This is a genomic window from Pseudomonas sp. P5_B2 (assembly GCF_056400445.1).
Map to the genome: position 1 here is coordinate 1 of NZ_JBFULH010000534.1, position 2,832 is coordinate 2,832.

General features: G+C 59.0%; 3 protein-coding genes. All 3 read left to right on the top strand.

Annotated elements, in window-relative coordinates; translation table 11 throughout:
- Positions 1-124, top strand: a 124-nt coding sequence (locus AC1DRJ_RS23530; protein ID WP_477804263.1) for a cupin domain-containing protein, incomplete at its 5' end; no start/stop codon positions are given.
- A 183-nt stretch (positions 125-307) separates the two neighbouring features.
- Positions 308-721, top strand: coding sequence for a c-type cytochrome (locus AC1DRJ_RS23535; RefSeq protein WP_477804264.1), 414 nt, complete (start codon positions 308-310; stop codon positions 719-721).
- A 135-nt stretch (positions 722-856) separates the two neighbouring features.
- Positions 857-2,779, top strand: coding sequence for an acetyl-CoA hydrolase/transferase C-terminal domain-containing protein (locus tag AC1DRJ_RS23540; protein ID WP_477804262.1), 1,923 nt, complete (start codon positions 857-859; stop codon positions 2,777-2,779).
- Positions 2,780-2,832: the final 53 nt, after the last annotated feature.

A 2,832-nucleotide genomic window follows, 5' to 3' on the forward strand; every position in this document is an offset into this window, starting at 1 on the left:
GGAAACTTTTGTGCTCGAAGCCGGCGATAGCTACTACTTTGAAAGTACCAAGCCGCACCGTTTCCGGAATCCGTTCGATGCGCCAGCGCGACTAATCAGCGCAGCGACACCGGCGAATTTCTAAGTAAAGAAGGCGCTCTGCCAGTCAGGCCGAGGCACCCGGGGAGTTTTTCCACTGTTGCATAAGACCCCTTCGACTTTGGGGTTGTTTCAGTGTGGCGGGCTTACCGCTATACTTGCGCCCGCCTGCGAACCGTGGCCGTAGGCGTGACTAGCCACCATTGAGGGTGAACGCGTGAACCTAATTATGAAAATGCTGGCTGTACCAGCAACCGTATTGGCCCTTTGGGCTGTCAGCGCTCAAGCTGCGACGAACGACGATATTGCCAAACGCCTTGAGCCAGTCGGCCAGGTTTGCGTTCAGGGCAAAGAGTGCAAGGGGATGGAAGTTGCTGTTTCTGCGGGTGGTGGAGATGCCAAAACCCCTGACTCAGTGATTGCAAAACATTGCAACGCTTGCCACGGCTCCGGCCTGCTGGGCGCGCCGAAAATCGGTGACACCGCTGCCTGGAAGGAACGTGCCGATCACCAGGGCGGTCTCGACGGCATCCTGGCCAAAGCCATTACCGGTATCAACGCGATGCCGCCTAAAGGCACTTGCGCAGATTGCTCCGACGCCGATCTCAAGGCAGCCATCCAGAAGATGTCCGGCCTGAAATAAGCCCACGTCTTCAGCAAAAAACCGCTTTCGAGCGGTTTTTTTGTGCCTGCGATTTGTGCCGGAGACTGTTCATTGCAGCAAAGACCCGGCAAGCTCGGTCCAACCCCTATTCACGGAATGTTGAGGGAGGATCAGATGGTGCAGCTGTGTTCTATCGAGCAAGCGGTGGATGACGTGCTGGCGCGGTTGCCGGCACACATTCACATGGGCTTGCCCCTCGGCCTGGGCAAACCCAACCACTTCGTCAACGCGCTGTATCAGCGCATTGCACAACTGCCGGAGCGGCGGCTGACGATCTACACCGCGCTGTGCCTTGGCCGCCCTGACTTGGGCGATGGTTTGCAGAAGCGCTTTCTTGAGCCCTTCATCGAACGGGTGTTGGGTGATTACCCGGAACTGGACTTTCTGGAGGGCCTGCATAAAGACAACCTGCCGCCGAACATCCATATCCAGCAGTTTTTCCTGCAGCCGGGCAGCCTGCTCCATAGCGCATCGGCCCAGCAAGACTACGTCAGCAGCAATTACAGTCACGCCGCGCGGGACATCAATGCCGCTGGTTTGAACCTGGTCGCACAATTGGTGGCCAGCCACGCCGAGCATCCCGACTGCCTGAGCCTGAGCTGCAACCCGGACATCACCCTCGACCTGTTCCCGATGATCGCCAAACGCCGGGCGGCAGGGGAAACGATCCTGCTGGTGGGCCAGGTACATAACGACTTGCCCTACATGCCCGGCGACGCCGAAATCGGCATCGATACCTTCGACCTGCTGATCGACGAGAAGGACAGCACCACACTGTTTTCCACGCCGAACATGCCCGTGGGCTTCCAGGACCACCTCATCGGCCTGCACGCCAGTGCGCTGGTACGCGATGGCGGCACGTTGCAGATCGGCATCGGTTCCATGGGCGATGCGCTCACGGCGGCTTTGCTGGCCCGCCAATCCGACAATGCCGGATACAAAGCCTTGATGGCGGACGTGAATCTCAGCCAGTGGGCGCAGTTGATCGACCGCGAAGGCGGCCTCGAACCGTTTGCCAAAGGCCTGTACGGTTGCAGCGAAATGTTCGTCAACGGCTTGCTGGTGCTGGCCGATGCCGGGATCGTGCGGCGCAAGGTCTACCCGGATGTGCCTACCCAGCAACAGGCGAATGCCGGCACCCTCGACGAAGCCGCGCAAACCGACGGAATCTCCGTGCACGGCGGTTTCTTCCTCGGACCGCGCAGTTTCTACGAGCGCCTGCGCGAGCTGCCGCAAAGCAAGCGCCTTGAATTCAACATGACCCGCATCAGCTATATCAACGAGCTGTACGGTCAGGAAGAACTCAAGCGTTTGCAGCGCCTCGATGCGCGCTTTATCAACACCGTGTTCACCATGACCCTGCTGGGCGCCGGCGTGGCCGATCAGCTGGCAGACGGGCGGGTGCTCAGCGGCGTGGGCGGGCAGTACAACTTTGTCGCCCAGGGCCATGCGCTGGAAGGTGGGCGTTCGATATTGCTGTTGCGCAGCTGGCGAGAGTCGGGAGGGCAGGTCAGCTCGAACATTGTCTGGGAATACGGCCATTGCACCATCCCAAGGCATCTGCGGGACATTGTGGTCACCGAATACGGCATCGCCGACTTGCGTGGCAAGACCGATGCGGCGGTGATCGAGGCGTTGCTCAATATCAGCGATTCACGGTTCCAGTTGGGATTGATCGAGCAGGCGCAGAGTGTGGGTAAGTTGCGCAAAGATTTTTGCATCGATCCACGCTTCGCCGACAATAGTCCAGAGCGTTTGCAGGCGATTCAGGCGCGGCACCCGAACCTGTTTCCGGAATATCCGCTGGGCTGCGATTTCACTGAGGTGGAGCGCGATGTGTTGCGGGCGCTGAACTGGCTGAAGAGCAAGTTCAAACTGGCCGAGATTCTGGAGTTGGGGAAAGCAGCGCTGGATGCGCCAGAGGCTTCGATGTATCCCGAACATCTGGAGCGGATGCAACTGACCAACCCGGACGGGTTGAAGGAAGATTTGTTGCAGCGATTACTGCTCACCGGCCTCAAAGCCACCACACAATAACAGCCACCATAAAACAACTGTAGGAGTGAGCCTGCTCGCGATTGCGGTGTATC